Source organism: Bradyrhizobium sp. 2TAF24, from assembly GCF_052115025.1.
GTDB lineage: Bacteria > Pseudomonadota > Alphaproteobacteria > Rhizobiales > Xanthobacteraceae > Bradyrhizobium_A.
Window position 1 is genome coordinate 484,903 of the sequence record NZ_JBFRFW010000001.1, and the last position, 26,456, is coordinate 511,358.

Here is a 26,456-nt window from a genome sequence, read left to right on the forward strand (position 1 = left end):
ATGTCATCGGCCGTCAGCTGATCGATGTCGAGGTGACGGACGACCAGGCAACGCCCGATCTGCTCGACCGGATCGGGGACCTCAACCGCACGCGCCTGCTTCCCACGATCGAACGGGTGCTGATGGAGTTCGACCGGCCCGACACCGTCATACGCATCGACCGCCTCGACCTGAAGCTGGGGACGATCTCTCCGAACGATCTCGACGCGGCCACCGCACGGCTGGAGACATCGCTGCGCGAGGCCTTGTCCGCAGCGATCGCGAACAGCACGGCGGCATCGGAGATCATGACACAGGTCGTCGAAGCCAAGCCCACGGACGGGGCGCTGCTTCACGCTCTCGCCGGCTATCTCCGGAACGGCACCTGGCCCTATCGCAAGGGTGCCGCCGCGGATCCGATCACACTGCTGGTCGGCCTCAGCCATCGGGAGCCCGACGGTGTCCGGCGCCTGATCGCCGATGCCGTAGCGGAGCCGGACGCAGCCGAGCGCCTCGCGCTGCAGTTGACCGCTGACGATCTTAGACAACTCGGCACGCTCGTTCCAAAGCAAGCCGCGCGCATCCTCGCCAGCCTGCCGGACGGGAATGGCGGTCGATCGGCACGCCTGCAGGCTATCCGGACGATCGCCGAAGCGGCACAGCCACCGGGAGACGCTGCGACACGGCAGCTCTCGCCACCGAACGAACAGATCGTCGCGGCCGCCCCGCAGTCCGTGCGTTCCACCGCAGCACCCGCCTCGCTGATGGAATTTTCTGACTTCCTGGAACACGGCGCTCTTCCTCGTGGCGGCCCGGATGCCCTTCTGCTGACCCTTGCGAACCATGAGGCCGTCGCGCTGGTCCGGATGCTCCACCAGCGTGGCCGCGACCACGCGACGCTGCGCCGGCTGGCCGAAACGCTTGCGACCACCACGCTCGGCCGCCTGCTGCGGCTGCTGACGCCAGCAGCGAGCGACATCATCGTCGCCCATATGGCTGAGGTCCGAGATGTGCAGCGGCAGCGCCCCGTCGTCTCGCTCGCCGAACGCAGCCTCGAACGCCAGCTGTGGTTTGTCGCCTTGCGCCATGTGCTGAACGACGCCGGCACCCAATTCAACCGGAGGACCTTCGTCGCGCATATGATCGCGGAACTCGCCGACGCTGAACAGCTGAGCTATCGCACGATGCTACGCGTGTTCGCGACCAGCCTTGCCGGTCTGATGGATACGACACCGGCGGCGACGTCGTTGGCAGCCATCATCCTCGAACTGGCTCATGCCCCCGACCCCCGTGCCGTTCCGGACACGCCTGCTCCTCTGCCTGCGAACGACGCCGAACCGGATATCCCACGCGCTGCGGTCGTAACATCCGCTGCCGCCTATCGCGACCTCGATCGGCTACGCCATCTGCTGACCACGGCCGCGCTGCCGTGGCAGGACCTCATCGACGAGCCGACGCTCACGCCGGAAGGGCTCATCGCCCGGCTGAGGCAACTGCGCCCAGGGCTTGTGCTCAACGCACTGCAAGGCCGCAGGCTCGACCGGGGTCAGGTCCGGCATACGCTCGATCTGCTCCCCGAAGCGACCGTGTCCTCCCTGCTCGCGCTCCTGCGGCCCGCCGATACCCAGGCACATGTCCCGGTGCGCGCTGCGCTGGAGCGCTCTCCTTCGGATGCGATCGCCGTATGGATCGACCGCCTGCCCTCGACCGGGCCCCATGCCCTCGCCGACGATCCGGCCCCCAAGCCATCACGCAAGCCGCCGGACGCCGTTGCGGCGCGTCTCGCCGCTCTCGCGGTCGCAACGGCAAACGGGATGTCACCCAAAGCGGATGGGATCGACACGCTCGTTCTGCTGGCTCACGACCATCCGGCAATGGCGCGCCGGTTCCTCGCCAGAACGATGGCACGCGAGACGACATGGGCCCGCATCGCGCGCGCGGTCGGCGAGGCCGAGATCCACGCGCTGTTGAAGGCGCTCGCCCCGACAGCCGCGGCCCCGCTCATCCAGCTCGCACAAGCGCTCGCGGCCGCCGGCCAGCGCCACGGCTTGCGTCACCAGGACACCACCGCGGCTCTTCTCTTCGAGGTCGTCAGCAGCGGCGGCGAAACGACCGTCAGCGCGGCATTGCTGCAACGAGTATTGGAGCGCCTTGCGGCCTCCGGCGCCGCCCGCGGGCTGGCCGAAGTCCGCGACGATCTGCGGATGCTCCTGCCGCGCCCAATTGCCGACCTGCTCCAACCCGTGCTCGGGGCCGAGCATGGCCCCTCCGCGCGCGCCTTGTCTGACCGGGCCCAAAAGCTGGACGCCCCCGGCACCAGCACCGGCAGGCACACCGAGTGGCTGTTCCAGGCACTCGCGGCCTGCGATCTGAGCCGCGCCGCGCCGCGCGACGAGGCGCCCGAGCTACTGAATGAGCTGATGCAGGCAATACTTGCACAGACCAGCCGTGATCCGATCCTTCGGCTGCTCGCATTCCTCTCCCGGGCGCCCAACAACGCCCAGTTGATCCGTCTGCTGCCGGAGCGCCAGCTCGCGCTGCTGATCCTGCGCGCGCGGCCGCATGCGGGACCCGACCTGCTCGACGCCGCGGAGCTGCTGACCGAAGCCGCCGGACCAGCCCTCGACCGGACCATCATGTGGCAAAGTCTGTTCGAGACAGCCGCGGCGCCGGCGAACCGAAGCACCGTCGCCGATCTGGCACGCCGCCTGGTCGCCGCTGCCGGACACGCTGCCCCTGGCGCCAGCCCGGCCGAGCGCACAGCCGCTTCGACCGCGCTGGTCCGGGCCGCGATGCGTCTTGCCCGCGATGCCGGCCATGCCCCGCTCCGTGCCGCCCTGGACAGCATGCTCAAGCCGTTGACCTCGCCGCGCGCGCCCGCAACGCAGGCATCGGCGGCAATCACCCCGGCGCAACGCCCGGCTGGGGCACAGCAACGCCGCACGTCCTTCCGGATGGCGGGAGGAGAGGAGGCCTCGCAGGAGCCGATCTTCATCGACAATGCCGGGCTGGTCCTGACCAACCCCTTCCTGCCTCACCTGTTCGAAGCCCTCGGACTGCTCACTCGCGACGAGCGGGGAAAGCCGCGCCTGCGCGATGAAGCCGCCGCCTCGCGCGCCGTCCACCTGCTGCAATACCTGGTCGATGGCCGCACTGATGCGCCCGAGCCGCTGCTCGCGCTCAACAAAGTGCTGTGCGGCCTGCCGATCGCGGCGCCCGTCGACCGCGCCATCACCTTGACCGACGACGAGCATGACACCTGCGACATGCTGTTGCGGTCCATCCTCGGCAATTGGCCAATCCTGAGCGGCACGTCGATCGCCGGGCTGCGGGAAACTTTTTTGCAGCGCGACGGCAAGCTGACGCTGACGGATGGCGCCTGGCGATTGCAGGTCCAACGCAAGACGCTCGACGTGCTGGTGGACCAGATCCCCTGGAGCATCGGCGTGGTGTTTCATGCCTGGATGCCGGGCGCCCTTCATGTGACATGGTAGCGTGATGATGTCCGACCGAGCGAACGCCCAAAGCATCGCAACAGAAGTCGCCTGGTTCGACCACGCGCTCGCACGCCGGCTGCAGAGCCATGCCGAGGGGACGCGTTGCGATGTCGGCGAGCTCCTTCATCCCGCCCCGGAACTACCCGCTCCCGGTATCGCGTATGGCGACCTCGTCCGCTCAGTCGGCCTCGATCCTGCTGAACGGCTGGTGCTCGTGCTGGCACTGCTGCCGCACATCCGTCCGGAGTCGCTCGATCCGCTGCTGATCCGCAGTGAAGCGCTGCAGCGCCGTTTCACGGAATTCGGCGGACGCACGGCGCCCGAACATGCCGGCGTCATTCCGACCCTGCAAACCGCCCTGTTTCTGCTGGCCGGAGACGACCTTGCCGCTCGGCTGCACTGGCTTGCGCTGTTTGCACCGGACCGGTCGCTGTTCACCCGGCATCTCCTGCTCCCGCCGCCATCATCCGATGAACCTGCGCTTGCCGCACCGCTGCGGCTCGATCCCGATGCGCTGTCACGCCTGCTCACCGGGCGGGCCCGCATGCCGACTTTCAGCAGCGAATTTCCGGCGCAACAGCTCACCACCCCCTACGAATGGGCGGATCTCGTGCTGGATTCGACGGCGCGGTCCGAGGTCCAAGATATCCTCGCCTGGCAGCAGCACGAGACAGCCCTGATGCGGGACTGGCAGCTCGCACGCAGGCTCAAGCCCGGCTATCGCGCGCTGTTTCACGGACCGCCAGGCACCGGCAAAACCTTGACGGCCAGCCTGATCGGCAAGGTGACCGGCCGGCCGGTCTACCGCACCGACCTCTCCCGGGTGGTGTCGAAGTGGATTGGGGAGACCGAAAAGAACCTCGCCTCGCTGTTCGACCGCGCCGAGCACGGCGGCATGATCCTGTTCTTCGACGAGGCCGACAGCCTGTTCGGCAAGCGCACCGAGACGCGCACCGCCAATGACCGCGCCGCCAACCAGCAGATCGCCTACCTGCTGCAGCGCATCGAGGATTTTCCGGGGCTTGTCATCCTGGCCTCCAACCTGCGCAGCAATCTCGACGAGGCGTTCTCGCGCCGCTTCGAAACCATCATCTCGTTTCCGCTGCCCAATGCCGAGCAGCGCCTGCGGCTGTGGGAGGACAACTTTCGTGACAAGCCCTATCCGCTGGCATCCGACGTCGATCTCGCAAGGCTCGCGCGCGACCACGAGCTGTCGGGCGGCAGCATCGTCAACGTGCTGCGCTACGCCTGCTTGAGGGCCGTGACACGCGAGTCGCAGGCGATCACGCAGGCCGATCTCGTCGCCGGTGTCCGGCGGGAACTGCGCAAGGATGGCAAGTTCGTGGGGTGACGCAACCGTCCCGGCTCGCGTCAGAGATCCATCTCATCGCCTTTCTTGGTGACCTTTGTCTTGCTGCGTGTGTGCTGGCTCGGACCGCTGCTGGTAGTGGTCGTGGTGGTGCTGGTGCTGGCTTCCGCCATTTTCTCATCCGCCGCGTCCGACGTATTTTCAACCACGTGGCTCGATAGCGCGGCGATCTCTTCGGCGGACAGCTTGGAGAGCGGCATCTCGCCTTTCCGGTAATTCTTCGCCAGATAAGTCATCAGGTCGCAGTCATGTTCGGTCAGCCATTTCGACACGAGCGGATAGGACAGACGCATCTGCATGACGTGGCGCAACACGCGCTGTTTCGTCTTCGCGAAAGCGTTCGAGCTTGCACCGCTCGACGGCTGGTAATCGAGCAGCCGCCACATGCTGAAGAGCAACGAATTGGCGATTGCCTTGTCGTCTCCCCAATCTGCCGGGAACGGTTTGGCCTTCCTCAGCGTATTCTCCATGACATTAAGGATTCCGGACGACTTGGCCTCGCCATGGCCAGGTGTCTTCTCCGACGTCGTGAGCGCCGTATCCGGCAACTTGTTGCGCAACGACAGGATATCCCCGATGACGGCTTCAACCGTCTCCCTGGCTTCCTTCTGATCGAGCATCGTCGTTGCTTCCTTGAGACGCTCCTTGCATTTTTCGAACGCAACGACGTAGCCCCCATACAGATGCTCGGCCCCGGGGAGAGCCTTGATAGCGTCGATGACGATCAGGAGCTGCGCCGCGGCCTGCGAAATGGTGCGCCCACGAACATGCGACAGAATCATATCCTGGAACGCAACATAGGCCGTCAGATGTTGCCCCTGCCCCTTCGCGTTCGAACTCGGCCTGCGTATCCAGTCCGAGATGCCGGAAATCTTGTCTGACTTGCCGAAATTGAGCCGCGTCAGCTGCAGGGGTCCTGCCTGACCATCGATACCGATGGCTTCGCTGCCGACAGGCAAACCTTTCTTCTGAAGAACAGGTTTCTGCCATGGCTGTGATCGAGCAGCATCGACAAGCGGAGCCCATCCGCTCAAACGACGATCCCGTTCCCGCCGCGGAACGAACGCGCCGCCGCGCCATCCCCGATCTGCCACGTCCGGCGGCGCCACGATGCCCCGCGCGAAGGTGGCCAATGTTACCCCGGCCGGGAGCGACGGTCGTGAGCGCACAATCGTAGAAGAAGGGTTCAGCGCCGCCTGCAGCACCAGCCCCGGTCGAACGGACGGGCCGCGATCGAGAGCACCACGCATCTGCAGCAACTGCATGGACGGTGTCCCGGATGCATAGCCGTCGACCGACGCGGCGGCCTCAGGCGTTGCCAATGCCGGCGGAACCGGGCGGATCGTGGCTTTGGCAAATTCCTGCATGGCACCCTCTCCGCGCCGCGGGACATCGGCCCCTTCACTCGCCTGGAATGGGGACCTTGATGGTCGGCATCTTCATATCTTTGTCGTCGAGCTTCTGCTCGTTCCATTTTTTCCCGGCAGCCAGGAAGCGGGCGCTCGGGTTGCCCGGCTTGCCGAGCTTGAAATCCCGCAGCGCGACCTGGAGCCCCTGCGCCTCCCATCCCCACTTCACCGATCCCAGATAGGTGTTCTGTGCCTGGCCCTCCAGCACCACCGCCGCCGTCTCGAATTCGTCGATGACCTTGTGTGAGGTGCGGCTTTTCATTTCGACAGAATACCGAGGCTTGTCGATCAGAATGGCGGGGTCCTGAGGCTTGTCCGCACTCCAGAGCTGACCATGCTTGGGCTGGGGAATGTCGGCGATCGACTGCGCCACCCAGGCCCCCTTGTCGCCGCTCGCCGGCGTGTTGTCCGCCGACTGATAGACCGGGTTATTCTGTCGCATGGTCGACGTCGCTTCGTCATAGTCCAGACGGTCGATATGAGTCCGATCCACAGCACGCGCGGCTTCGATCTCGGTCATCGACGGCTGACGATCCGGTGGGCCTTCGTCATGGCCATGAACCATGATCGTCCGCCGGTTGGTCTGGATCATTCCCACCTTCCGCACGGCCGGATCGACGACCTGGGCGTTTGCCTTGACGTCCGCCTTCACAGCAGCCTTGGCATCCACCGCGGCGGCGGCGGCCGCATTGCCTCCCTTGCCAGCGCCCTTTGGCAGAAACGTCATCTTGATGTTGGCGCCAATAGCCGGCTTGTCGACGACGGCGGCATATTCCGTATAGTTGAACACACCACCGTTGGTCTCGACGCGCTTGCGCTGGACGATATCCATGGTTTGCACAGCACCGGCGGTGTGACCCTTATCGGTATGAGCATCGACAAGCCGCTGAACCGGAGGTCGGGCCCGTGTGGCCCGTTCCATCCCCGCGGCTCCGGCATGTCCGTGCGCCGCACGCGCGCCCATGACATCGGCCTCGCGCTCCAACCCCGCATCGTCGTTGATGACAATACCTTTCAGTTGCAGCGTCGGCTTCACCCGTCCCTGCATCTGCTGCACCACATGCCAAGCTTCGTGCGGTAGGTGCTTCTCCTGGCCCGGGGCGAGATGGATGTCCGTACCCTGCGCGTAGGCGTGCGCCTGCACCGCAGCGGGCTTCTGCGAATGGTAGTGGACACGCACGTCATCCATGGCGAAGCCAGACAAATGCTCGATCCCGACCTTGAGCCGGAATGGCAAGCCGCCGATGGCCTGCGCTCCCATGGACGAACCGACCGCGGCCCGAGACTCCATCGACGAGTACCCAACGTTCGTCCGTCTCACGAACTGCACGGGAGGGGGTTGCGGCGCCTTCGCCGGCTCCGCCGCCGATGTCGTTGCATTTGCGGGCGGAACAGCCCCGGCGCCCCCACCCGCCGCGATTGCCGACGGTACGACACTCTTCGCATCTCCACCGGCCGCATGCGACGCTGCGGCGAGAGCAACCGGCTGCGGTGCCAGCGGAATCATCACCGTGATGGCCTTGTTGAAGGCCGATACATCGGAATAGAACTTGAAGCTTGCGTGGTTCCAGTCCGCCTGAATCGCCCGCAGGTGCGCCTGCCCCATGATGGCGATCGACGGGCGGCCGCCAGCCAGGATCGCCTTCACCATATGTTCATCGCGCAGGGCATTGTACTTGTAGTGCGGCTCGTAGGTCGGCGAATGGCCTAGCTTGAGGTCTTGAAACAGCGGCTCAGTCGTCTTCGCATCATCCCATTGGCTCGGTTTGTTTCCACCGCCTGCCACGCTTTGCGGCTTGTCCGCCGCGACGTCGGCGAGAAGCATTTCCTTCACCGGATCGAGCTGTACGAGGAGCTTAACTACCGGTGAGAGATCTGTCCCCCCTGCCCGCAGCTGTTTTGCCTCATCAACGAGCTTTCCGATCAGATCCTTGGTGTGATCGCGAATCTTCTGCACACTTGCACCGTGAGCAAGCGCTGCATCGCCTTGATCTCCCAGGACAGCGGCGGTGTCGAAGTCCGCTTTCCTGTATCTGTTGAATGTCTCGGCCAGCCACGCCAGGGCGCTGACAAGCGTCCGGCGTTCCGGATCCAACTTCTTTTGAGCCTTCGCAACGAGATCAGAGACGTGAGCGATTGTATAGATCGCTCGCACCCTGATGTCTTCCAGCGGCTTTGCTTTCGGCACTTCCCTGGGGTCGGCCACCGGCCTCTTGAGGCTGGGTCCGGCCAATGGCGGAAATAGACTTTCGTACAGAATGGGGACCGCCGCCGCCCAATCGCCTTCGATCGATGCGACACGGCTTCTGTCATGTTGCTCACCGATGAGGTGGTGGTGAGCGCTCAAAATCTTGATGGGGCCTCTCAGGCCATGCTCCAGGCTGCGGCCGCCATCCCTGTTCGTGACATGGATTTCATTGCTGGTGAGCAGGCCATGCATCGGCTCACCAAACGACGCAGCAGCCGCGGTCCCGTCGAAAACCTGAGCGCCACTCCTGATCTTTCGTTGCACGACGGGGCGCGACGCGCTCGCACGGTGATCGAGTGTGCGCTGCAAGGATACGTGCGACCGCACGATGGCCCTGCCATCGAGCGCACTCTGCTGGGCCGTCAGCACATGGACCGGCGAGCTCCGGCTCGCCCCCGCGCCAGCGGCACCTTCGACGGGCGAGCGACTGTTGGAGACGGACAACGTAGCGACATGATGATCGTCTTCGCCCACGGTTTCCCGGCGCATTGGCGACGGCTCGGCCTTGGCATAGCCGCCCATCACAGGCCCTCCTCGGCGGTGGCCGGCATGGAAGCTGCTTCGGAGACAGCCTCGCACTCCGACAACAGTCGCTGAGCTGCATCGTTCCCGGGTTCATAGTCCAGGACTTTGCGCAGCACGGCCGCCGCGACGTCGTGTGCGCCCAACAGATGGTGGCACGCCGCGATGTTATACAGCGTGCCGGTGTCAATGCCGTAGATGGCCATCGATCGTTCGAAATAATCGAGTGCTCCGGTGTGGTCGTCGATGGCATAGAGCAGGGCGGCGATGCGGTTGGCGAGGTCGAGATCCTCGCCGAGCGGGAAATACATCTCCCAGACCCGCTCCACCGCCGCCATGACGTCCAGGCGCGCGCCGGCGTCCATGGCCGGTGCAAGCTCCAGCAGCCGCGGCAGGTAACGGCCGAACTGGTGGCTGTCGTACCGGCCGAGACGCAGATAGGCCAGGATATCGTCGACCGTCATGTCCGGGATGGTCTGACGCGCATGCTTGGTGATGCGATAGAAGCTGTCCGGGCCGAACTCCAGCACATGACGGCGATAGGCCGACTGCGTCTCACCATGCGCCGATGCGTCGTCGACCCACAACAGGCCGACGACGTCGATGCTGGCATGGTGATCGGCCGGCAGCAGCGCCAGCCCTCCCGCGTCGACACAGGCCTGAGCAAAAGCGTGATAGTTGACCGACAGCGAGAAGCTGCCATGCCGGACCAGCCCCGGTGGCCGAAGCCCTTCGAGCTCGGTGAGGCGATGATGGCCCTTGTCGGCGGACAGCAGCATCGCCCCGTGGGCTGAGAGGGCGGCAAGCGCGCGCACGCAACGCAACCCGACAGCGGGAAACAGGACATAAGCGTCGCGCAGCTGGCGCTGGTAGAACGAGATCAGCTGCTGCAGCCAGGGCTCGTCATACGGCTGCGCCGTAACGTCCTCGTCGTCAAAGTGCACCTGCAACTGGTCGATCAATTCGGCGAGGTCGAGCGCCCCTGGCTCGGTATCGACTGCGAGCGACACACGACACGCCTGGAGACGCCGATCCCTGAAGTGGAACAGATCCTGCGGAACGCTGTCGAACAGGTAGTTGGCGACGACCAGCAGCGGATGCGCAAGGCTCCCCGGCCCGCACACCTCGCCGCTGACCTGCAGGGCCAGCGTCCCGGGCACCGTCACATCGAAGGGCGCGAGATCGAGACGACCGTCAGCAAAGAACGGCTCGAAGCACGGATGGCTACGCCAGAATGCGAGGTTGGCGTCGGCGGCATCGGTCAGGACATAGCGAAAGGCCTGGGGCGGAACGCCAGCCTCCGCGCAAAGGCTCTCCAGCCGGCGCAGGAAATAGAAAGCGAACCGGCCGGAGCCGGCACCGAGCTCACAGATCGTCAGCGGCCCGGACTGCGGCGCGAGGCGCTGGCGGTCGCGCCAGAATGCCAGGGCCATCTCGGCGTAGGCGTTGGCGATGGTGGGATTGCTGGTGACATAATGCGGCACCTCGCCCTGGCGCCAGGCGTCGACGCCGCGTTCTGCAAAGTACCGCTGCTGCAACTGCCAGATCAGGGATTGGGAAAAGGGCGCGCGCTTCTCGAGCACGAACCATCCGGGCCTGCCCCGCTGCGGCATGACCGGCCCCTCAGCGGCCACACCAGTGTCCGCCTGCCGTCCGGTCGCCATCGGTTCGTCGATCTGCCGCGACTTCGCCTCCCGAGATCCGGTGGCGCCCGCATATCGTTCCGAGCTGAGCGAACGATAGCAGGTTCCCACGGGAACGAAATGTCGCCCCTGCAGCCTTCATCGCCCATGCACAGCAAAAGTATGAGCAGCGGCCCGCCCCTCTCGGTCGCTGGCGTCAGATCGGCCCGAGAATGCCGCGCGTTGCCTGGTCGAGCTCCTCGACATAACGGCGGCGGGCGAAGGATTCGGTGAGGAAACCGATCACCTTGCGGCTGCCGCCGGCCTCGACCACGGCGAGCACCTCCGCCTCCGCGGTATCGAAGATCTTCATCGCGGTCTTCACGTTCATCGCAGGCAGCAGCACGTCGTCGAAGTGCCTAGCAAGCTCGACCACCTGGATGTCGTCGGCGATGCTGTCGAGCTCGCCGGAGTACAGCTCCGGCAATGTCACAAGACCGCAATAATCCTTGGCGTCGTTGACCAGGATGATCGCCTGGCGCGATCCCAGCACGAACTCGCTGCGGCATTCGGCGATCGTCGCCGTGGGCGAGGTAGTCGCGACGTCGGTACGCATCATGCGTTCGACCGTCAGGTTGCGCAGCCAGCCGACATCATTGGCGCTGCGGATGGTCTCGCCGCGCAGGTGCAGGCGCCAGGTCGAGAACGAATGCCCGAACAGCGCGCGCACGCAGACGCTGGTGACGATGCAGGCCGCCAGCACCGCGGCGGTGACATCGATGCTGCGGGTCATTTCCAGCACGAGAAACGACATGGTGAGCGGTCCGCCGACGATCGCGACCCCGAGCGCGGCCATCCCGGCGAGCGAACTCGCCAGCGGATCGAGCGCGACGTCGAATATCGGCAGTTGCAGCACCATGGCGTAGAGCTTGCCGATCAGACTGCCGACGAACAGCGACGCGAAGAACAGACCGCCACGGAATCCGGACGCCAGCGAGATCAGGCAGGCGCAGAGCTTCAGCCCGATGATCATGGCGATCAGCCCCATCGCCATGTCGCGGTGGAGATCGAGCACCATGGCGCCGTGACCGGCGGCGAGCACCTGCGGCGTGATGATGGCGAGGCCCCCGATGCACAGGCCGCCGACCGCTGTCCGCAGCCAGAATGGCAGCCACGGGCGGTGGAATACGCGCTCGAACAGCACGGAGCTGCGCATCACCACGATGCCGATCGCCGCGACGATCAGTGCCAGCACGATCAGCGCCAGATACTGTTCACCCGTGACCATGCCGACCTGCGGTACATCGAGCGAATAGGGCGCGCCGCCAAGCCAGCGCGCGATCAACGACGCCGACAGCGACGCGGCGAGGATCGGGGCTGCGCTGCTGACCGAATAGACGCCGACGATCAGCTCGCAGGCATAGAACGCACCGGTGATCGGCGCACCAAAGGCGGCCGCGATCGCGCCGGCCGCGCCGCAGCCGACAATCAGCCGCAGGTCGTTACGCCGCAGGTTGAGGAAACGGCCGAGCAGCGAGGCCGCGCCCGCGCCGATCTGGGTGTAACCCGCCTCCAGCCCGACCGACGCGCCGCAGCCGTTGGAAATCAACGTCTGGCCGCTGACGACGACACTGTCGCGAATGGACAGGCGGCCGCCACGCAGCGCATTGGCCTCGATCGGATCAACCGCGCTGGAGATCTTCCAGCGCCGCCGCGACCATTCCATCACCCCGAGCAGCAGCCCGCCGCAGGTCGGCGCCAGCAGCGCGGCCCAGGGGGTGACGCGCTCATGGGCGCTGAGATGGACGTCAATGGGAATGCCGTAGATCAGTACATGAGCGATCTGGGCAATTTCGCTCATCAGCGTCACCACCGCGCCGGCGATGACACCGACCAGCAGCGCCAGGGGAATCAGGAAGAACTCGTTGCCGCGGAGCAGCGCACGGAGTGTCGTGGTCACCCCGCTCGCACCGACGTGGCTGATGAAACGGCCCACGCCCGGAAGCTTCAACACCTGCAATCCCCGAACCAGAACGATCAGACGGCTGGCGCGCCCCGATCGGTTCGGGACGCTTCCGCCAGCTTCATAGGTTCGAACGTCAGGCGCCGCAACCTCAATCGCCTCCGGCGCTGTCACCGTCGCCGCCAAGGTCAGTTGAGCGCCGCGGCACGGATCATGTCCGCAGCCTTCTCGCCGATCATGATGGTCGGTGCATTGGTGTTGCCGCCGATCAGCGTCGGCATGATCGAGGCGTCGGCGATGCGCAGCCCCTCGATGCCATGGACCCTGAGGCTGGGGTCGACCACCGCCAGCGGATCGTCGACTCCCATCTTGCAGGTTCCCACCGGATGGTAGACCGTGTCGACCCGGGAGCGCAGCACGGCGCGAATGTCGTCGTCCGAGCGCACATCCGCCGTGAACATGTCGGCGGTCTGCAGCGCCCGCAGCGCCGGGGTCTCAAGCAAGCGGCGGGTGGTCTTGAAGCCAGCCACCATGGCCTCCATGTCGGCCGCCTCGCCGAGAAAGTTCGGGTCGATCGCCGGCGGCTGGGTCGGATCGGCGCTCTGCAACCAGACGCTGCCACGGCTCTCCGGCCGCAACAGGCAGACGTGGCAAGAGAACCCGGCGCCCCAGCGCGGCTTGCGGCCATGGTCATCGACCATGGCCATGCAGAAATGCAGCTGGATATCGGGCACCGTGAGATCGGGCCGGGTCTTCAGGAATCCGCCGCATTCGGCGATATTGGACGTCATCGGCCCGCGCCGCTCACGGCGGTATTGCGCGATCCCGCTGAAGATGCGCTTGATTCCGGACCAGCTCAGCCCGGTGAAATTGGGATTGTCCGAAGAAAAGCCGAACACGAAGTCCGGATGGTCCTGCAGGTTCTGCCCGACGCCGGGCAGGTGATGCAGCACGGAAATGCCATGCTGACCGAGGGCCGCGGCATCGCCAATGCCGGACAGCATCAGAAGCTGCGGCGTCTGGAAGGCGCCAAGGCTCAGGATCACTTCGCGTCGGGCGCGCACAGTGCGGACCTCGTTGCCGCGGCGATACTCGACGCCGACGGCACGCTTACCCTCGAACAGCAGGCGGGTGGCGAGCGCGCCGGTCTCCACATGCAGGTTCTGGCGGCTCGCCATGAACGGATGAATGTAGCCGCGCGCGGCGCTCCAGCGCTCGCCGTTCTTCTGGGTGACCTGATAGATGCCGAGGCCTTCCTGCTCCTCGCCATTGAAATCTGGATTGATCCGGAACTGGGCTTCCCGCGCCGCCTGCAGATAGATGTCCTGCACCGGGTTGCCGCTGCGCAGGCCGCCGACATGGAGCGGGCCGCCTTTGCCATGAAGAGCGCCGTCGAGTTCCTCGTTGTCCTCCGAACGCTTGAAGTAGGGCAGCACATCGGCATAGGACCAGCCGGTGTTACCGAGCGCCGCCCAGTGGTCGTAATCGGTGCGGTGCCCACGGATGTAGACCATCGCGTTGATCGCCGAGGAGCCGCCGAGCCCGCGCCCTCGCGGCTGATAGCCGATACGACCGCCGAGCCCGCGCTGCGGCACGGTTTCGAACCCCCAGTTGTTGACCTTGCCGGACACCATCAGGATCAACGCACCGGGCGTCGTCACCACCCAGTTGTCGTTGCGCCCGCCGGCCTCCAGCAATGCCACCGTCACATCCGGCGCTTCCGACAGACGGCTCGCCACTGCGCAGCCACCCGAGCCGCCGCCCACCACGATATAGTCATAGGTTTCCGTCACGTTGCCCTCCCCTTTGAGGCAGTGTCGCGCTCTATCGGCGCATGGTCAGGACATCAGCCGCAACAGCTTCTGCAGCCGCGCAATCTTGGCGCCATAAGGCGGATAGAGATCGGCAAACCGGTTCAGCGGCGAACGGTAGAACACCGGCTTCAGCTTGCTCAGCGAGTTGAACCCCCATTCGCCGTGATAGGCGCCGCAACCGGACGCGCCGACGCCGCCCATGGGCTGGTTTGCCTGAGTGAAGTGGAACAGGCAGTCGTTGACGGTGACGCCGCCGGACACAGTGCGCACCAGCACTGCATCGCGCGCCGCGACATCCTCGCCGAACCAGTAGAGCGCGAGCGGACGCTCGCGCGCATTGATCCAGGCGATCGGCTCGGCGCGATCGCGATAGCCCAGCACCGGCAGTACCGGACCGAAGATCTCCTCCTGCAGAATCGCCATGTCGGGCGTCACGCCGGTCACAACCGTCGGCGGAAACTTGCGCCGCGATTTCCAGGCGGCATCCGCCGGATCGCCCGGCCGCAGCGCCTGCGCGCCGTGTGCGACAGCGTCCGCAACCACCCCCTCCAACCGGGCATAGTGACGGTCCGAGATGATCGAGGTGTAGTCGGGATTGGCCGGATCCGCGCCATACATCGCGGTCATCGCCGCCTGCAGGCGGCCAGCGAAATCGGACACCGCCCCCTCCGGCACGAAGACATAGTCCGGTGCGATGCAGGTCTGGCCGGCGTTGAGCAGCTTGCCATAGGCGATCCGGGCCGCCGCCTGGGCGAGATCCGCCGAGGGGTCGACGATGGCGGGCGATTTGCCGCCGAGCTCCAGCGTCACCGGGGTGAGATTGCGGCCGGCGGCTGCGGCGACCAGCCGCCCGACCCGTGTTGAACCGGTGAAGATCAGATGATCGAACGGCAGTGTGGCAAAGGCTTCCGCGATGTGGTCGGTGATGCCGGTCACCGCCACCTCCGCCGGATCGAAACGGCTTGCGATAAGCTCCTGTAGCAGCGCCGCGAACCGCGGCACCAGTTCGCTCGGCTTGATCATCACCCGGTTGCCGGCGGCTAGCGCCGCCACCGCCGGTGCCAGCGTCAGTTGCAGCGGATAATTCCACGGCGCGATGATGCCGACCACCCCGAGCGGCTGCGGCAGCAGCTTGTTGCTGCCAGGCAGGAACTGAAGCTGGGTGCGGACGCGCCGCGGCGCCATCCACGCCTTGAGATGTTTCGCCGCATGACGGATCTCGCCGCGCACGAACATGGTCTCTGCGATCAGCGTCTCGGTCGGCGAGCGGTGGCCGAAATCGGCGGAGATCGCGGCCGCGAACCGCGCCTCGTTGTTGCTGACCAGAGCGCGCAGCCGAGCCAGGCGATCAAGGCGCTCGGCGAGCGAGGGCGGCGGCGCGGTGCGGGAAAGCTCAAACTGGTGGCGGAACAGACTGTCCAATTCGGGCGTCTTCGGCTGGGTGAGCGGCTGATCCATGTCGGTCTCCGGTTCGGGGAGGACGTGTTGGTTCGCTGGCTAGCCCTTGGCGACGGCGGATGAAGCTCCGAGCTCCAGCCGGCCGATCGCATGCTCGGGCCGAATGAAGATCATACCAATGATCCCGCCGGCAAGCATCACAAGACCGCAGACCACGAAGCCTCGATTGAAACCGTCCAGCGGCGTTGCCGCATTCTCGACCAGGCTGCCCATGATATAGGGGGCCAGCAGACCAGCCATTGTGCCGATGGCGTTGCCGATCGCGAGCAGCGCGCCGCGCTGGCCTGCCGGCGTGATCTCGCTGACCACCGCATGGGCAATCACATAGATGACCGAGGGCAGCGACATGCCGAGCATCCCGACAACCACTTTCATCGGGATGTCGGTGATGACCGGCAGCGCCGCCATCGCCAGGCCCCCAATCGCCACACACGCGCCGCCGAGGCAGCCACGGGCCATGCGGCTCGATACGCCGCGCGCCATCAGCCGCTGCGAGTACCAGCCGAGGGCAATGACGATGACGACGCCGAGCCCCGATGTCAGCGCCGTGAGCCATCCGGCGCTACCTTGCGCGAAGCCGAGCCCTTTGACGAAATAGGCCGCCTGCCACGACAAGCTCAGCGACAACGCCCAGTAGGCGCCGAAAAACGCGCACCAGCTGGCGACAATGGTGGGATTGAGCAGCAACTGGGCATAGGGGAGATGCTCACCCGCCCCCTGCGCAGTGACCGCCTCGATCAACCGTCCTTCACGACCGAGCAGCGCCCACGCCGCGCACCACACCAACCCGGCAATGCCGAGCGCAGCGAAGGCGGCGTGCCAGGACCAGCGCACGATGATCAGATTGAGCAGCGGCAGCGCGACCATGATGCCAATGCCGGCGCCCTGCGCGATGATCGCGGTCGGCAGGGTCCGCAATTCGTTGGGAAACCACTTGTAGGTGGCGTGCAGCGCCACCGGATAAGCCGGCCCTTCACCCGCGCCGAGCACGACACGGCAGGCGACCAGCGTGCCGAAGCTCACCGTGCCGATCATCGGAAATTGCGCCAGCGCCCAGACCAGGCTCATCGCCAGCAGCACCCAGCGGGTCTGGATGTGATTGCAGATGAAGCCGACGACCACCGACGACAGCGCAAACAGCAGGAAGAAGCTCGAGCCGACCAGCCCGAACTGGCTCGGCGTGAGGTGCAGTTCCTCCATGATCGGCACGCCGGCAAGACCGATGATCGCCTTGTCCGCAAAATTGATCAGCATGAAGAAGAACAGCAGTCCGACGACCAGCCAGCCGCCCGGTTCGATTCTCCGCCCGTCCATCGTCTCGCTCCCGTCGTATCATTGATGTCGCTGATGTCGTCGTTCCGCTCTGATGGCGGATTATTTTCGACGCAGTGACCGCGCTGCCGCCTTCCTGGCCGGCGGCGCCCTGGTGGCTGGCGCCGCCTGGGCAGCGGCGGCGAGCTGCAGATAGAGACAATCACCGAGACGCTCCGCCATCTCGGCATCAGCGATACTCAGCGGTCCGGGATCGTTAAGCACGGCATTGACCAGTGTGCCGAACACCACCTGGAATCCGAAGCCGATAGCCCGGGTTTTCGCGGCCTTCCGATCGCGGCCCATGGCGCGCAGCAGCAGCGGCGTCGCATGGGTCACCGTGCGCCGCCCCAGCTCCTTGAAGCGAGTCCAGCGCGTCGGACGGGTGTCACCGTGCTGCAGCGCCGCACGCACCACGCCTTCATGGTTGCGCATCCAGGCAGCGATCTCGCGCACCAGCGCACGACAGACGGCATCGAGCTCGGCCTCATTCAGCACCGCATCCTGGATGCGCCCGAGATTGGCCTCGCTGTCGCGCGCGGCCAGCTCCAGCAATGCATTGAAATAAACCTCCTTGCTCTCGAAGCGGCTGTAGAACGCACCGACCGTGACATCCACGGCAGCGCACAGCGCCTCGATGGATAGCTCGTCCAGGCTGTGGCGACGCAGCATATCCTCGCCAGCCCGCAACAGCGCCGCGGTGGTCTCACGGCTGCGCTTCTGGCGCGACGGCGTCACGCCGGGCAGATCATCGAGATCGGAAAACTGGAAGCTCATGGCCATTGCGTCCGGACTTGAATAATCATAATGATAATTCCAATTATCTTTTTGGCAAGGACCTCGTTGAGGGGCCGGACCGACCAGCCGGCGGAGCAACCGCCGCAGCGCCGAAAGGGAGCGACACCATGACCAGCAACCACCGTGCCGCGTTCGGCGGCAGAATTGGAACCACGATCGCCGACTCCCGGCCGTGGTGGCCGGCGGAGGCCAAGCCGAAGCCCGGCTCTCCCAACATCCTGGTGGTGCTGTTCGACGACGTCGGCTTTTCCGACTTCGGCTGCTACGGCTCGCCGATCCGCACCCCGACCATCGACCGCCTTGCCGCGGAGGGCCTGCGCTACAGCGGCTTCCACACCACCGCGATGTGCTCGACCACCCGCGCGGCGCTCTTGACCGGGCGCAACCATCATTCCGTCGGCGTCGGCTGCCTCGCCAACTTCGACAGCGGCTATCCCGGCTACCGCGGCAAGATCGCCCGCGAGGCCGGCACGCTCGCCGAAATGCTGAAACCGCACGGCTATCGCAGCTACATGGTCGGCAAATGGCATGTCACGCCGCTGACAGAGAGCGGCGCGACCGGACCGTTCGACGGCTGGCCGCTCGGCCGCGGCTTCGACCGCTTCTATGGCTTTCTCGATGCCGAGACCGACCAATACGCACCGGAGCTGGTCAGCGACAATTCACAGATCGACCCGCCGGGTACCCACGCCAGCGGCTACCACCTGACCGCCGACCTCGTCGACCAGTCGATCCGCTTCATCGCCGACCATCTCGCCGACCGCCCCGACCTGCCCTGGCTGACCTGGCTCGCGTTCGGTGCCTGCCATGCGCCACACCAGGCCCCAACTGAGCTGATCAAGGGCTACGACGCGCTGTTCGACCACGGCTGGGATGCCGAGCGCGCACAGCGGCTCGCACGGCAGAAGGCGATGGGCCTCGTCCCGCACGCCACCAAGATGCCGCCGCGCAATGACGGCGTACAGCCCTGGACCGCGCACAGCCCCGACGAACAGAAGGTCTTCACTCGCCTGCAATCAGCCTTCGCCGGCATGCTGGACCATGCCGACCAGCACCTCGCGCGCCTGATCGCCTTTCTCGACAGCGCGGGCGTGCGCGACAACACCGTGATCCTGGTGCTGTCCGACAACGGCGCCAGCCAGGAAGGTGGCTCGCTCGGCATGGTCAATGCCATGGGCCCCTATAACTTTCGTCCTGAGCCGATGCCGGAGAAGCTCGCGCGGCTCGACGACATCGGCGGGCCGGACACCCATTCCAACTTCCCGCATGGCTGGGCCATGGCGTCGAACACGCCGCTACGCCGCTACAAGCAGAACACCCATGGTGGCGGCATCCGCGATCCGCTGGTGATCTCTTGGCCGGCGAAGATTCCGGCGCGCGGCGAACTGCGCCACCAGTTCATCCATGCCTGCGACCTGACGCCGACCCTGCTGGAGCTGATCGGCGTCGAATCGCCAACGGAGATCGCCGGCTGCCCGCAGATGCCGCTCGAAGGCGAGAGCTTCGCCCGTAGCCTGACCGATCCCACCGCGCCACCGCGCAAGCGCCCGCAATATTTCGAAATGTTCGGCCATCGCGGGCTGTGGCAGGACGGCTGGAAGGCAGTCGCCTACCATCCCCCGGGCACGCCGTTCGACGGCGACAAATGGGAATTGTTTCATCTCGACCACGACTTCTCCGAAGTCGATGACCTCGCGGCAGCCGAACCCGAGCGCCTCGCCACCATGGTCAAGGCGTGGTGGAGCGAAGCGGAGAAGCACAATGTCCTGCCGCTGGACGATCGGTTCGGCTTGCGCTTCGCCGAGAACGCGGCACGGTTTCATGGCGCCCGGCATCACTTCACCTTCCATGCGGGCATGGGGCATGTACCGACCGATGTCGCGCCCGATGTGCGCAGCCGCAGCTACACCATCGAGGCCGACGTCGAGCTTGACGCGGCCGGCTGCGAGGGCGTGCTGATCTCGCACGGCGACGCCACCTCGGGCTACAGCCTCTACGTCAGGAACAACCGCCTGGTGCACGATCTCAACATCGGCGGCACCCACCACATCCTGATCTCCGATCGCGATGTGCCGCCGGCCGCACGCCGGCTTGGCGTCCGGGTCGAGCGGCTGACCCGCGAGCCGCTCGGCAAGACCGGCCTCGTCATGGGGCTGAGCCAGTACACGCTACTGATCGATGGAGAGGCAGCAGGGTCGCTGCAGACCCGCCTCGGCTTCTTCAACCTGATCTCATGGTCGGGCCTCGACATCGGCCGCGACCGCGGCAGCCCGGTGTCGCACTACGACGCGCCGTTCGCATTCACCGGCACACTGCTGCGGGTCGATGTCACCATGCATCCCGACCAGGCGCTCGACGGCGACGGCGTCGGCGCTGCGCAGATGGCCCGGCAATGAACGCCCCACCTTCCCACCCCCACGGAGAACGCCCGATGTCCCGCAAGAGCGCCGAACCGACGGTGAAGGCCCACAACGCCTCCGTCCTCACCGAGCTGCCGTTCGCCGATCGCCAGGATTTCACCGATGCAGAACGGGGCTTCCTCGGCACCCTGCCGGACGCCACCATCAGCAATGACGCCGGGCGCGTGGTCTGGAGCATGACCGACTACGCCTTTCTCGCCGATGATGCCGCGCCGGAGACGGTCAATCCCAGCCTGTGGCGGCAATCACAGCTCAATTGCCGCCACGGCCTGTTCGAGGTTGTGCCCGGGATCTACCAGATCCGCGGCTTCGACATCTCCAACATGACGCTGATCGAGGGTGAGCACGGCGTCATCATCATCGACCCGCTGGTGTCGATCGAGCCCGCCCGCGCCGGGCTCGCGCTCTACCGCCAGCATCGTGGCAACCGCCCGGTCATGGCCGTGCTCTACACCCACTCGCACACCGATCACTGGGGCGGCGTGAAGGGCGTGGTCAGCGAAGAGGACGTCGCGAGCGGCCGGGTGCCGGTGATCGCGCCGGAAGGCTTCGTCGAGGCGATCGCCCAGGAGAACGTGCTCGCCGGCAACGCCATGGTGCGGCGCGCGCAGTATCAGTTCGGCCCGCTTCTGCCCAAGGGGCCACAAGGCCAGGTCGACGCCGGCCTCGGCAAGGTGCTGTCGAACGGCACCGTGACGCTGATCGCGCCGACCGACCTGATCCGCCGGGATCACGAGCGGCGCACCATCGACGGCGTCGAGATCATTTTCCTGATGGCGCCCGACAGCGAGGCGCCGGCCGAGATGCACATGTTCTATCCGGCGTTCAGATGCCTCAACATGGCGGAGAACGCGGTGCACAATTTCCACAATCTGCTGCCGTTCCGCGGCGCCGAGGTGCGGGATTCGCGGGCCTGGGCGCGCTACATCGATATCGCGCTCGCAAACTTCGGCGAGCAGGCCGACGTGCTGATCGGCCAGCACCACTGGCCGGTGTGGGGCGGCGAGCGCCTGCGCACCTATTTGAGCAAGCAGCGCGATCTCTACAAATACGTCCACGACCAGACACTGCGGCTGATCAATCTCGGCCATACCCCAAACGAGATCGCCGAATTGCTGGAGCTGCCCGACAGCCTCGCGCACGAGTGGCATGCCCGCGGCTACTACGGCACGGTCCGGCACAACGCCAAGGCGATCTACCAGAAGTATCTTGGCTGGTACGATGGCAACCCGGCCCATCTCGACCCGCTGCCGCCGACGGCGGCCGCGAAGAAATTCGTCGCCTATATGGGCGGCTTCGATGCCGTGCTGGAGAAGGCGCGTGCTGACTTTGCGAAGGGCGAATATCGCTGGGTCGCGGAAGTCGCCAATCACCTCGTCTTTGCCGATCCGACCCACCAGGAAGCACGCAACCTCGCTGCTGACGCCTATGAGCAGCTCGGCTATCTCGCCGAGGCCGCGACCTGGCGCAACTCCTACCTGTTCGCCGCGCACGAACTGCGCCACGGGCCGCCGAAGCTCGCAGGCCGCAGCGGCATTCCCGCCGATGCGCTCGCGGCGCTGCCGCTCGATACCTTCTTCGACCTGCTTGCTGTTCGCCTCAACGGTGCCAAGGCCGAGGGCAAGCGCATGGTGCTGAACTGGGTGTTCACCGACGTCGACGAGATCATCGCGCTGAACCTGGAAAACGCGGCGCTGACACATCGGATCGGGCAGCGCGCCGTACATGCCGACGCGACGCTCACGCTCACACGCAAGACACTGAACGCGATCATGCTGCAGCAGACGACATTTCCCGAGGCCGTCGCCTCCGGCAAAGTGATCATCGACGGCGCCCCTGCTCGCCTCGTGGAATTGCTGGGGATGTTCGACAGCTTCAGCCCGTCTTTCGCGATCGTGGAACCGAGGGCGGTATGATCCGGAGGTCAGGGCTGCGGATATTTCCGCAGCCGGATCAATGACCTCACCGCTTTCGCCGACCGCCGCCTGTCGCGCCTGTTCAACCCGTCGTTTAGCAGGCGCGAACGTTCCACTGGTGGAACACTATATATTTTTAACGAACACTCGCGAGGTCTGGACAAAATTCAATTGTTCAACAAGATCGGTATCGAGCTGCCGCTCGTGATCGCGAATGATCACGGGCAGCTCAATGAGGTGCCGACACAACATCAATCTGAACATCGAGAGGATACGCTGGTCCTGATGACACGCAAAACTGGAGCGTACGACGTCGAGATTGGCCAAAGGATCCGTGCACAGCGACTGTCTCGCGGCATGTCGCAGGAGGATCTCGCCGAGCGACTTGGGATCACTTTCCAGCAAGTTCAGAAATACGAAAAGGGTGGAAATCGCGTCACCGCTGCGCGGCTTCGCGAAATCGCAAACGCCCTGAAACTTCCCATCGTGTCATTCTATGGGCACGACAGCTATGCGAGCGACAACGGCTCGCGCAAGAACGGGGAAGCATCTGATCTTCACGTGCAGGAATTCATCACCAGCACACGCGCGATCAATCTGCTGAAACACTTCGCGCAGATCAAGGACCCGAGCGTGCAGAACATGGTGGTGTTCCTGTGTGAACAGCTGGCCGAGAAGCAGGCGGACGACTGAGGCCACGCCCCTGACACTGTGAGGCGGACCGCGAGGCCCGCCTCACCTACTGGATCTTGACAATCATCGCGCCGAGCACAGCAAGGCCGATCGCGACCCACTGCCGCGGACGAATACGCTCGCGCAGCACGACGAACGCCAGCAGTCCGCCGAACAGGATGCTGGTCTCGCGTACCGGCGCCACCAGGCCGACCGGCCCGCGGGTATAAGCCCACAGCGCCAGGAAGTAGGACGCCATCAGCAGCGCCGCGCCAATGGTGCAGGGCCGCCAGTTTCGCCTGAGGATCGCAACCGGCGCGCGCTTCTCGAACAGGGACACCGCGAGCAGGCCGGCCGTCGACAGCAGCGAGCTGGCCGCCCCATATTGCACGATCGCCAGGACGTGCCCTCCGGCCACCCGCGCGCCCTTGATGTCGCAGGCATACGCCACCGAGACCACCAATCCCGCAAGCCCTGCCAGCATGAAGCCGGACATATGACCCGCGCTCTGGCCACGCCCGGGCCAGCCGAACAGCACCAGACTGATCACCACCAGCGCCATGCCCAGAAGGCGCAGCGTTGTCGCACTTTCTCCAAAAAACAACGTCCCGAGCACGAACAGCATCGGCGGGATGATCGCGCGCACGACCGAATAGGTCATGCTGAGGGGCGCGCGATCATAGGCGGCCATCAGCGCCCGGGAATAGGCGACATTGCAGACCGCGGCCGCCGCCAACCATGGCCAGGCCGCAGATGCCGGCAGCCCGATGAACGGGACAGCCACCAGAAAAACCGACGCCGTGACCAGCAGCGTGCCGAGCACAGCCTCGCTCGGCACCTGCTGCCGTTTGGCGAGCACATTCCAGCCTGCATTCAATGCCGCGCTGACCAGCGCGGCCAGAAAAACCGCCCATGACACGAGATAGCCCCCGAATCCTAGTGTCCCGCTTCGCAAGCTCGTTGAATTCTCGCCGGACTCTGTACGAACTTGCGAAGCGATCGGGACACTAGCAACTTTAAGCTTCTAGTGTGCATTATGATCGCGAAGTTCGTAAATGAGCTCGCCGCACAATCACACGAACTTCGCGATCAGCACGCCAGAGGGATATTAAATCGTGATCAGTGGCCGGGTTTCAACGGGTCATTTGCCGAGCGACGCCCCCGGACGCCGCGCATACAGGTGACCGTTGAGCCGGGGCTTCGGCTGCGCCTTGCGCCGACGCGCGCCCCCGAACGCGGGCCGATTGATCGGTACGCCCCGCAGCCGCTTCATCTCGCCTTCAATCCCCTTACAGAAGGCCTCGAACTCCTGTTCGTCGATGCCGTAGTGACGCGTCAGAAGCTCGATGCGCGCCATATCGAGCAGACGGGCTACGAGGTCGTGAGACTGGCTCCTCGCCACCTCGATATTGCGGGTGAGATCGCCGATCATCCGCGCGACGATCGCTGTGCTGTTGTCATCCATTGGTCGGGGCCAATCCATTGCGACGTTCATGAGATTTGAGGGCAAGCGTATTCTGGATCCAGTCAGCCGTATTGCTGACGGCGCCATACAGCCCGATGATGTTGGCCAGCATCGCATGCACTTCATGCTCCGCCTTGTCGCCGATCGCGTGGCTCGCAGACGCATCGGCGAGAAAAATGAAATCGATGCTGCGGTGAAAGGCGTCGACGGCGGAAGACAGGCAGGCGCCCTCACCCGAAAAGCCCGCGAGGATGATCGGGCCGCCCGCATTGGCCATCACATCGGCGAAATGCGGGCTCGAGAAGCACGATGGCCGGTCACGCTCGAACACCATGTCCGAGCCGTGCGGCGAGAAATCATCGATCCAGCGATAGTAGGGCGTGGCGGCATTGAAGAAGGTCGACCGCCCCGACCAGCGCACGAACGCGACGGGAAAGCCCATGCGCCGCGCATGATCGAGGGCGCTGCGGCAATTGCGCAGCGCGCCTCCATTGTCCTTGATCGCCAGCATGCGCGAACCGCTGACGTACTCCTGTTGCATGTCCATCAACACCAGTGTCGGCGCAGCGCGGGGGGCAAAGAAACTCCGGATATCGACAATCGAACTCATGGGACAAAACTCATGGGACAAAACTCTTGGGGCATAAACTCATGGGGCAACTCATGGGGCAACTCATGGGGAATGCGTGTCCACGGAGGGCCGGGTGACGCCGCGCGTGCGCGACTGCTCCAGAATTCCAGGTTCGTGCCACTTGCCTTCGGCGCGCAGCACACGGAACGGATCATCACCGATCGCCACGGCCTCCGGGTGGCGTTCGATGTCGACGGTCATCTCGACATAGTCGAAGTCGGAGAAGACGAACTCGGGGGCATCCTGCAGCGGCTTGAAGCCGAAGCGGCTCCAGAAATTGGTCAGCCGCTTCTGGGCATGACCATACAGCCGCCGATAGCCTTTCATCCGGCACAGCTCGATTCCCCCCTTCACCAGCTTGAAGGCCAGGCGCGTCGAGCGGAATTCGTGGCGAACCGCCAGGCGTTCGATCTTGGCGAAGTCAGCGAAGTGGCGAATGCGCAGGCAGCCTGCCGGCTCGTCGCCGACGTAGCCGATCAGATGGGTGGCCGCGAAATCGTTGCCGTCGAACTCCTCGATATACGGGCAGTTCTGCTCGGCGATATAGACCGCGCTGCGGATCGCAATCACCCGCATCAGGTCCTCGATCGAGCGGGCCACCGAGACCGACAGGGCCCGCGGCTTCGGCTTCGCAGTAAGGGTGTCGTAGGCCGGCAGATCTGCCTCGGCCGCCGGAGCACGGCGGAACACGTGGAGGTGCAGGGCGGTCACGCCACCCACGCAAGGGCCGCGGCGGAACCCCATGCTTTCCACGAAACGAATCGCCGGAAGATTGATCGAGCGGGTGTAGAGGTCCGCGTCACGGTAGAGTGGTGTCCACACCTTCTGGAATGCCAGTGGAACTCCGGCCGCCAGCGCGCCCTTGGCATGACACGCCCACACATAGATGCCAGCCGGCTTCTCGTTCTGGCTGGTCACCAGACGCAGGTCCGGATCCGCCGCGTTGAAAGTTCCTGCGATCAGCTGCCGGACTCCCTCGTCCGTCAGGGGCAGAAAGGCAAGCAGTCCCTCGCCTTTAGGGTCAGCCGCGTCGAAATGGTCGCGGCGAGCGATGGCCCACAGGCAGTCCGGATTGTGGGATACCACCCGCTTGACCACATCGGAACCGGTCAGGCCCGGAATATCGGCTGCCGCCCGGGCGACCAGGGTGTCGATGTCGCTGCCGCCGGGCGTGAATACGACCAGCCGACGGGCAAGCCGCAGGGTTTCAAGGTCCTGAAGGGGGTACTGAACCGGCCGCGGTTCCATTGCCATCAACCGAACCGCCGCAGTCACTCGCAGGTCGTGGGCTGTCATTGTCGCCATCCCCAGTTGTCGGCTTCGCAATTGTTTGCGAAGATATTTCCCAATGCGGGGGAGTGT

17 protein-coding genes are annotated in these 26,456 nt (G+C 65.2%); 5 read left to right on the plus strand and 12 right to left on the minus strand.

Annotation, left to right across the window (positions count from 1 at the left end; translation table 11 throughout):
- Positions 1-5: 5 nt before the first annotated feature.
- On the plus strand, positions 6-3,473 hold the full coding sequence (locus AB4Z37_RS02140; protein WP_441515240.1) for a contractile injection system tape measure protein: 3,468 nt from the start codon (positions 6-8) through the stop codon (positions 3,471-3,473).
- Between the two features lie 7 nt (positions 3,474-3,480).
- Complete coding sequence (locus AB4Z37_RS02145) at positions 3,481-4,827, plus strand: ATP-binding protein (RefSeq protein WP_441515025.1); 1,347 nt, start codon at positions 3,481-3,483, stop codon at positions 4,825-4,827.
- Between the two features lie 20 nt (positions 4,828-4,847).
- Here the strand turns inward: AB4Z37_RS02145 and AB4Z37_RS02150 are convergent, their stop codons facing one another.
- From AB4Z37_RS02150 to AB4Z37_RS02185, 8 genes are all read right to left on the minus strand, one after another.
- Entirely contained in the window at positions 4,848-6,212 is a 1,365-nt protein-coding gene (locus AB4Z37_RS02150; protein ID WP_441515026.1) for a hypothetical protein, read from the minus strand.
- Positions 6,213-6,246: 34 nt separating this feature from the next.
- Positions 6,247-9,024 (minus strand): eCIS core domain-containing protein, encoded by a 2,778-nt coding sequence (locus AB4Z37_RS02155; protein WP_441515027.1) that lies wholly within the window; start codon positions 9,022-9,024, stop codon positions 6,247-6,249.
- On the minus strand, positions 9,024-10,637 hold the full coding sequence (locus AB4Z37_RS02160) for a tetratricopeptide repeat protein (RefSeq protein ID WP_441515028.1): 1,614 nt from the start codon (positions 10,635-10,637) through the stop codon (positions 9,024-9,026). The genes AB4Z37_RS02155 and AB4Z37_RS02160 overlap by 1 nt, the downstream gene beginning before the upstream one ends.
- A gap of 226 nt (positions 10,638-10,863) precedes the next feature.
- Complete coding sequence (locus AB4Z37_RS02165; protein ID WP_441515241.1) at positions 10,864-12,642, minus strand: chloride channel protein; 1,779 nt, start codon at positions 12,640-12,642, stop codon at positions 10,864-10,866.
- Between the two features lie 155 nt (positions 12,643-12,797).
- Positions 12,798-14,402 (minus strand): GMC family oxidoreductase, encoded by a 1,605-nt coding sequence (locus tag AB4Z37_RS02170; RefSeq protein ID WP_441515029.1) that lies wholly within the window; start codon positions 14,400-14,402, stop codon positions 12,798-12,800.
- Between the two features lie 45 nt (positions 14,403-14,447).
- Positions 14,448-15,881, minus strand: coding sequence for a coniferyl aldehyde dehydrogenase (locus tag AB4Z37_RS02175; RefSeq protein ID WP_441515030.1), 1,434 nt, complete (start codon positions 15,879-15,881; stop codon positions 14,448-14,450).
- 39 nt (positions 15,882-15,920) lie between these two features.
- Positions 15,921-17,195, minus strand: coding sequence for an MFS transporter (locus tag AB4Z37_RS02180; RefSeq protein WP_441515031.1), 1,275 nt, complete (start codon positions 17,193-17,195; stop codon positions 15,921-15,923).
- A 60-nt stretch (positions 17,196-17,255) separates the two neighbouring features.
- Complete coding sequence (locus AB4Z37_RS02185; protein WP_441515032.1) at positions 17,256-17,969, minus strand: TetR/AcrR family transcriptional regulator; 714 nt, start codon at positions 17,967-17,969, stop codon at positions 17,256-17,258.
- 128 nt (positions 17,970-18,097) lie between these two features.
- On the opposite strand from AB4Z37_RS02185, the gene AB4Z37_RS02190 reads away from it, so the two are divergent.
- The 3 genes from AB4Z37_RS02190 (at position 18,098) to AB4Z37_RS02200 (ending at position 23,019) form a co-directional block, all read left to right on the plus strand.
- Positions 18,098-20,386 (plus strand): arylsulfatase, encoded by a 2,289-nt coding sequence (locus AB4Z37_RS02190; protein WP_441515033.1) that lies wholly within the window; start codon positions 18,098-18,100, stop codon positions 20,384-20,386.
- 35 nt (positions 20,387-20,421) lie between these two features.
- Complete coding sequence (locus AB4Z37_RS02195) at positions 20,422-22,326, plus strand: alkyl/aryl-sulfatase (RefSeq protein ID WP_441515034.1); 1,905 nt, start codon at positions 20,422-20,424, stop codon at positions 22,324-22,326.
- A gap of 171 nt (positions 22,327-22,497) precedes the next feature.
- A complete protein-coding gene (locus AB4Z37_RS02200; RefSeq protein ID WP_441515035.1) occupies positions 22,498-23,019 on the plus strand; it encodes a helix-turn-helix domain-containing protein in 522 nt (173 codons plus the stop codon).
- Positions 23,020-23,065: 46 nt separating this feature from the next.
- On the opposite strand, the gene AB4Z37_RS02205 is transcribed toward AB4Z37_RS02200, so the two are convergent.
- The 4 genes from AB4Z37_RS02205 to AB4Z37_RS02220 all read right to left on the minus strand — a co-directional run bounded on the left by AB4Z37_RS02205 (position 23,066) and on the right by AB4Z37_RS02220 (position 26,390).
- Positions 23,066-23,917, minus strand: coding sequence for an EamA family transporter (locus AB4Z37_RS02205; RefSeq protein ID WP_441515036.1), 852 nt, complete (start codon positions 23,915-23,917; stop codon positions 23,066-23,068).
- A gap of 222 nt (positions 23,918-24,139) precedes the next feature.
- The gene (locus AB4Z37_RS02210) at positions 24,140-24,463 is read right to left on the minus strand and encodes a hypothetical protein (protein WP_393013097.1); all 324 of its coding nucleotides are present in this window, start codon (positions 24,461-24,463) and stop codon (positions 24,140-24,142) included.
- The gene (locus AB4Z37_RS02215) at positions 24,456-25,073 is read right to left on the minus strand and encodes a cysteine hydrolase family protein (protein ID WP_441515037.1); all 618 of its coding nucleotides are present in this window, start codon (positions 25,071-25,073) and stop codon (positions 24,456-24,458) included. Before AB4Z37_RS02215 ends, AB4Z37_RS02210 begins: the two co-directional genes overlap by 8 nt.
- 63 nt (positions 25,074-25,136) lie before the next feature.
- Positions 25,137-26,390 carry a GNAT family N-acetyltransferase gene (locus AB4Z37_RS02220; RefSeq protein WP_441515038.1) on the minus strand — a complete coding sequence of 418 codons (1,254 nt, stop codon included), beginning with the start codon at positions 26,388-26,390 and terminating at the stop codon, positions 25,137-25,139.
- Between the last annotated feature and the right edge of the window lie 66 nt (positions 26,391-26,456).

Bases quoted from the DNA above. Each gene is read 5' to 3' on its own strand.
- AB4Z37_RS02190 (WP_441515033.1), top strand. From the start codon at position 18,098: ATGACCAGCAACCACCGTGCCGCGTTCGGCGGCAGAATTGGAACCACG.
- AB4Z37_RS02180 (WP_441515031.1), bottom strand. From the start codon at position 17,195: ATGGACGGGCGGAGAATCGAACCGGGCGGCTGGCTGGTCGTCGGACTG.
- AB4Z37_RS02175 (WP_441515030.1), bottom strand. From the start codon at position 15,881: ATGGATCAGCCGCTCACCCAGCCGAAGACGCCCGAATTGGACAGTCTG.
- AB4Z37_RS02215 (WP_441515037.1), bottom strand. From the start codon at position 25,073: ATGAGTTCGATTGTCGATATCCGGAGTTTCTTTGCCCCCCGCGCTGCG.
- AB4Z37_RS02160 (WP_441515028.1), bottom strand. From the start codon at position 10,637: ATGCCGCAGCGGGGCAGGCCCGGATGGTTCGTGCTCGAGAAGCGCGCG.
- AB4Z37_RS02195 (WP_441515034.1), top strand. From the start codon at position 20,422: ATGTCCCGCAAGAGCGCCGAACCGACGGTGAAGGCCCACAACGCCTCC.
- AB4Z37_RS02185 (WP_441515032.1), bottom strand. From the start codon at position 17,969: ATGAGCTTCCAGTTTTCCGATCTCGATGATCTGCCCGGCGTGACGCCG.
- AB4Z37_RS02155 (WP_441515027.1), bottom strand. From the start codon at position 9,024: ATGGGCGGCTATGCCAAGGCCGAGCCGTCGCCAATGCGCCGGGAAACC.
- AB4Z37_RS02150 (WP_441515026.1), bottom strand. From the start codon at position 6,212: ATGCAGGAATTTGCCAAAGCCACGATCCGCCCGGTTCCGCCGGCATTG.
- AB4Z37_RS02220 (WP_441515038.1), bottom strand. From the start codon at position 26,390: ATGACAGCCCACGACCTGCGAGTGACTGCGGCGGTTCGGTTGATGGCA.
- AB4Z37_RS02210 (WP_393013097.1), bottom strand. From the start codon at position 24,463: ATGGATGACAACAGCACAGCGATCGTCGCGCGGATGATCGGCGATCTC.
- AB4Z37_RS02145 (WP_441515025.1), top strand. From the start codon at position 3,481: ATGTCCGACCGAGCGAACGCCCAAAGCATCGCAACAGAAGTCGCCTGG.